4 protein-coding genes and 1 pseudogene are annotated in these 4,974 nt (G+C 61.4%); 3 read left to right on the top strand and 2 right to left on the bottom strand.

Annotation, left to right across the window (positions count from 1 at the left end):
• The first annotated feature begins 71 nt into the window (after positions 1-71).
• Positions 72-666 (top strand): annotated as a pseudogene (locus BA066_06745) (HAD family hydrolase).
• Between the two features lie 42 nt (positions 667-708).
• On the opposite strand, the gene BA066_06740 reads toward BA066_06745, so the two are convergent.
• The gene (locus tag BA066_06740; GenBank protein ID RDD53000.1) at positions 709-1,365 is read right to left on the bottom strand and encodes a hypothetical protein; all 657 of its coding nucleotides are present in this window, start codon (positions 1,363-1,365) and stop codon (positions 709-711) included.
• Positions 1,356-3,929 carry a hypothetical protein gene (locus BA066_06735; protein ID RDD52999.1) on the bottom strand — a complete coding sequence of 858 codons (2,574 nt, stop codon included), beginning with the start codon at positions 3,927-3,929 and terminating at the stop codon, positions 1,356-1,358. The genes BA066_06740 and BA066_06735 overlap by 10 nt, the downstream gene beginning before the upstream one ends.
• 82 nt (positions 3,930-4,011) lie before the next feature.
• Between BA066_06735 and BA066_06730 the strand changes: the two genes are divergently transcribed.
• Positions 4,012-4,440 carry a YkgJ family cysteine cluster protein gene (locus BA066_06730; GenBank protein ID RDD52998.1) on the top strand — a complete coding sequence of 143 codons (429 nt, stop codon included), beginning with the start codon at positions 4,012-4,014 and terminating at the stop codon, positions 4,438-4,440.
• Between the two features lie 47 nt (positions 4,441-4,487).
• Positions 4,488-4,974 (top strand): DUF401 family protein (locus BA066_06725; GenBank protein RDD52997.1); only part of this gene is annotated, 487 nt, incomplete at its 3' end.

Genomic DNA, 4,974 nt, shown 5'->3' with positions numbered 1-4,974 from the left:
GTGATAGGGCCCGCTTACGCGGCGGAGCTGGGCGTCGAGCTCCCTGAGGAGGCCAGGAGGCTCATGGAGGGGGCAACACCATCTCACTGGTGCTGGTGGACGGCAAACTGCTGGGGGTGATCGCCCTGGCGGACAGGATAAGACCTGAGAGCTTCGAGGCCGTCGAGGGACTGAGGAGGCTCGGCCTGAGGGTCCACATGCTCACTGGGGACGACGAGAGGGTGGCCAGGAGGGTAGCGTTGGAGCTGGGGCTGGACGGCTACAGGGCCGGCGTCCTACCCGAGGAGAAGGCCAGGGTCGTATCCGATCTGAGGGTGGAGGGGAAGGTCGCCATGGTCGGCGACGAGATAAACGACGCCCCAGCACTGGTCGAGGCGGACCTTGGGGGTCGCGATAGGCGCCGGGACTCATGTGGCGATAGAGAGCGCCGATGTAGTGCTCGTCAGGAACGATCCCAGGGACATGCTGGCGGTCATGGAGCTGGCCAGGAGGACTCACAAGAAGATGAAGGAGAACCTCGCCTGGGCCGCGGGCTACAACGTGATAGCGATACCCATGGCAGCCGGCGTCATGGGGTGGGCCGGGGTGATCATCAGCCCTGCAGTTGGTGCCCTCCTGATGTCCCTGAGCACCGTTATAGTCGCGGTAAACGCCAGGCTAATCTGAGGGACTCGCTGAACGTAGAGGAGTGGTGATGAGCTCCCACCCTCAGGACCCCGGTGCGATGCCGGAGTGGACGAGCTCACCTCCCGAGCTTCGCTTTATGAGGTCCAGCGCCATCATGAGGGCCCTCCTCACGTGGGCCCTCTCAACGCCCGGAACCCCCGCGGCCACGACGAGCACATCTCTTGTCTCCTCCCTTATCTTAGTCCTCTCGCAATCCCTGTGCGGGTAAAGGAAAATTGGGCCATTCTCATCAGCTAGAACTGGCTCTCCACCCCTGAGTCTCCTCTCTCCCCCTCCTATCGGATGGAAGACCTCCCCGGGCCTGGCGAGCCTGAGCTCCAGCCTCCCCGCTATCCTCCCCATGTCGTAGAGGCCTATGGGCACCAGAGTGATCGCGCTGGCCGCGTTGCCCGAGTCGACCACGCTGTTTATGCGGGGAAGTTCCTCGCCCCTCAGGATCCTCCTGACCAGGGCCTCACCGCTGGGCCTGACCTTCGTTGGGTCTATCCCTATCCTCCAGTAGAAGTCCCTGTAGGCCCTCGCGACGGGGTGATCCCTCAGGCCTTCGAGGCTGTAGAGTCTCCTGACCTCATCAGCGGCACTCTCGAGAACATCGGATTCCCTTGATACCTTCACCCCCCTCAGGGTCCCGTGAGCTACGAATATGCCCAAGGCCCTCGCCTCATCGCTCACCTCCAAGGGTTCGACCTCCCCCTCCTCCTCCCCCTCCTGCTCTTAAGCATCGCCACCACGAGGGCGGCCGCTGGCAGCGCGACCTCGGGCCTCACCAGGAGCTCCGGGCCGAGGGCGGGGCCTACGCTGGGGGCTGAGCTCTCGACGCTGGGCTGGCTGCTCTCCTCAACCTGCTCCTCCACGGTCAGCGAGACCCTGCGCTTCGCCGTGTTGTTCGCGGAATCCACAGCCATTACCCCTATCTCAATCCTCCCGGGACTATTCCCTTTTATCATCGCCTCCGCCGGTCCGAGGGTCTCGAAGAGGCCGTCCCCATCCAGGTCCCAGTAGAGCCTCTCGAATTCGCCGCTCACCCTCACCCTGGCCACCTCCCCGACCCTGAGCACCTCCCTGTCGACGCTCACCTCAATCCTCGGTGGAGTGTTGTCCACCCTGAGCTCGGCCAGAGCCCTGAGGTCGCCAGACTCAAGCTTCAGCATGTACTCGCCGTCCGGCAGGGAGGAGACGTTCCAGTCCATGCTTCCGTTCCCCTCCACCTCCCCTATCAACTTCCAATCGAGCCCGTTCCCGTAATAGAGGGAAGCTTTCCTGACGTTCACAAGGCTCCAGGAGATCCTGGCGATGCTAGAGGCGATTCTTGGTGCCTCAAGGAGGATTCTGCCCTCACATTCGCTCTCAGATGGCTTAGAAGATGGCTTAGATTCGCTTATTGCGTATCTCATCACGACCTCCTCCACGTTGCCGTAGGCGTCCCTGAGGATGAACTTGAAGTAGTGATAGCCGCTCAGGCCCTCTATTATGGGGGTGACGTCCAAGCTGACCAGGGAGGTCTTCCAGACCCTCCTCTCCAGCAGCTTGACCCATTGGTGACCCGGGCCCGCGCCGTGGAGTATCGTGAGGAAGGCGTACTCCTCTATGGGCGCCAGCACCCTCACCGTTATGTTCCTTCCCGGTCCTATCTTGGACATGTTAGCTGGCTCTATCAACATCTTTGGGGGCTCCGTGTCCACCCTGAGCTTTAGGATGGCCTTGGACGTGGAGATGCCATCGGAGGCCTCTATCAGCACGCTCTCAGAGGAGGGCAGCTCCCTCCTGATGAGTTCACCCGACCTCACCTCACCGCTCCAGACATCGGTCCAGCCCCCTGAGTAGATGCTCAACCTCACCCTGAGGACGCTTGAGAGGTCGTCGCTCACCCTGATGCTCAGGTTGAAGTACCTTCCAACCTTGCTGTGATTCGAGGGTTGCAGGACCTCTATCCTGGGAGGCTCGCCCGCCCCCGAGATCTCGTCCACCATGGCTATCCTCCCCTGCTCGAGGTAGGCCCCGATGCCCACAATCACCTCAAGCAGGCCGTCCCCATCGAAGTCTACGGGAACTGGGGGTGTCTTCGCCTCGAACCTCATGTAAGTCTGGAAGGTGGAGGTGCCGCCGGAGACCCAGCCGCTCGGCTCCCTCAGGCTGATCCTCCACTCCTCCCTCCCATCCCACGAGAAGCAGTGAAGGTACTGGCCGCAAGCCGCCAGGACCTCGGGCCTGAAGTCCCCGTCGACATCGGCCACAGCCAGCCTGTTGTAGGGAGCCTCAACTCTAGCCCTCCAGAGGATCCCAGCGATTGATCTGGCCACTAGGGTCCCATCCCCCATCACGTAGATGAGCTCAGCCCTCCCGTCTCCGTTCAGATCATGAGCCACGAGTTCCGTCACTCCCCCCTCGGCCCTCAGCAGGACCGAGCTCCCCTTCAGGACCTGGAGAGTGTCTCCTCTGTAGCATGCCACCTCCTGCCTGCCGTCCCCGTCGAAGTCAGCCAGGATGGGGGATGAGGAGCAGGACTGCGAGCTGTGAAGCCTGAGACCCCCCTCCGGGGTCCATGTCAGGACGCCGGATTGGGAGGATATCACGACCTCCCTCCTACCGTCCCCGTCCGGGTCACCGTAGGAGAAGCCGAGGGGCGTCTCTTGGATGGGATAGGCCTTTGGCTCGCTGAGAGGGGAGTCCACGTAGAGGAGCTGCTTGTCGATGTAGACGAGGGCCTCCTCGTAACCATCACCATCCATGTCCGCCACCAGGGGTGCTGGGGGCTCCATCACGGTCGGGAAGTCAGTTCTGTAGTCTGAGTATATGAAGCCAGTCCCCGAGGAGTTCCTCCTGGAGACCTCAACGATGCCGAAGAACTTGAAGCCCCCGCTGTCCATTATTGTGGCGAAGGAGGCTCCCCTCTCCCTGCTGTAGCAGATAGCGTAAATTACACCTCCCCTCTCAGTCCTGGCGTGGGCCATCTTGACCTGCCTCCCCGAGCATATGCTGAGGGTCCTGATGACGGAGGTCGATCCCATGTAAGCTATGGTCCCGTCGGAGGATGCCGTTACAAGGGCCTTCCCGCCCGACCAGTCTATGGGGATTACCTCCACCGGATCGCCCGGGAGGCCCTGCCTGAAGATGAGGAGCCTCCCCCCTTCCCTGAGGGCTCCAAGTCCAGGGTAGTAGCCCGAGCCCGTGGATCCCGAGGTCCCTATCGTCGGCAGGGCCAGGAGGAGAGCTAGGAGCATCAGAGGGGCGGCGCGTCTCATCGCGATACCGCGCCCCGGGGCATGAAAAACCAGGCCGGCCCCTTGTAATATATGCTTATTCCCCCCTTATCATGGGGATACCTTGGGCGCGGTGATCTCAGACTTCGTGAGGGTCGAAAGGATGCCCGCCTTCTCGTGCAGGCTCTGCGGTGACTGCTGCAGGAACAGGGCGATAATGCTGTACGATCATGACGTTGAGAGACTGAGGAAGGCCGAAATCCATGACTTCTACGAGGAGACGAGCGAGCTGGAGAGGTACCTCACCGGAGCCCCTTACAGGATGAGGCTGAGGGATGACGGATCCTGCGTCTTCCTGACGGACGACAACAGGTGCTCCGTTTACGATCTGAGGCCGGACACCTGCAGGAGGTACCCATTCATAGTCGGGGAGGACTTCATCCTCGTCTCCCTCTCATGCCCCGGTGTGATCTGGGAATCGGAGGGGGATCCGGAGCCCTTCAGGGAGCCCTCCAGGAGGATGGCGAGGGCCATAGCGAGGCTCCTGAGGTGAGCGTGTAAAAGATTTTTAAGGATGAGTCCAGGTCCCCCCGATCCTAGATGGTGGATCCAGTGCTCAGCTTCGCCATAGCCGTGGCCCTGCTCGTGGGTCTGCTCGTGATGAAACAGGAGGTGCACATAGCGGTCGTCGTCTCAACGCTCGCCTTCGGCATCCTGACCCTCGGTCCCTCCTTCCCGGAGTCCACGCTGAGGGGGATATTCTCGAGGAGCACGCTCTCCCTGGTCACCGCCTTCTCCTCAGCGCTCTTCATATCCTACATACTGAAGGTGAACGGCCTATTCGACAGGATAACCGAGTTCGCCATCGGCATAGGACCAAGGTTCGCCTCCCTCTTCATACCCGTCCTCATAGGGCTCATACCCATGCCAGGGGGTGCGCTGGTCTCGGCGATGATGATGAGGGAGCACTACATGGAGAGGCAGAGGCTGGACAGCGACTTCGCCACCTTCGTGAACTACTGGTTCAGACACGTCACCATACCGGTGTGGCCCATCTTCCAGTCGATAATAATAGCTTCCGTGATAC

The sequence above is a fragment of the Candidatus Korarchaeota archaeon NZ13-K genome (genome assembly GCA_003344655.1).
Taxonomy (GTDB): domain Archaea; phylum Korarchaeota; class Korarchaeia; order Korarchaeales; family Korarchaeaceae; genus Korarchaeum.
Note: the sequence above shows the minus strand (reverse complement) of the source record. Positions and strands in the feature narration are given on the sequence as shown.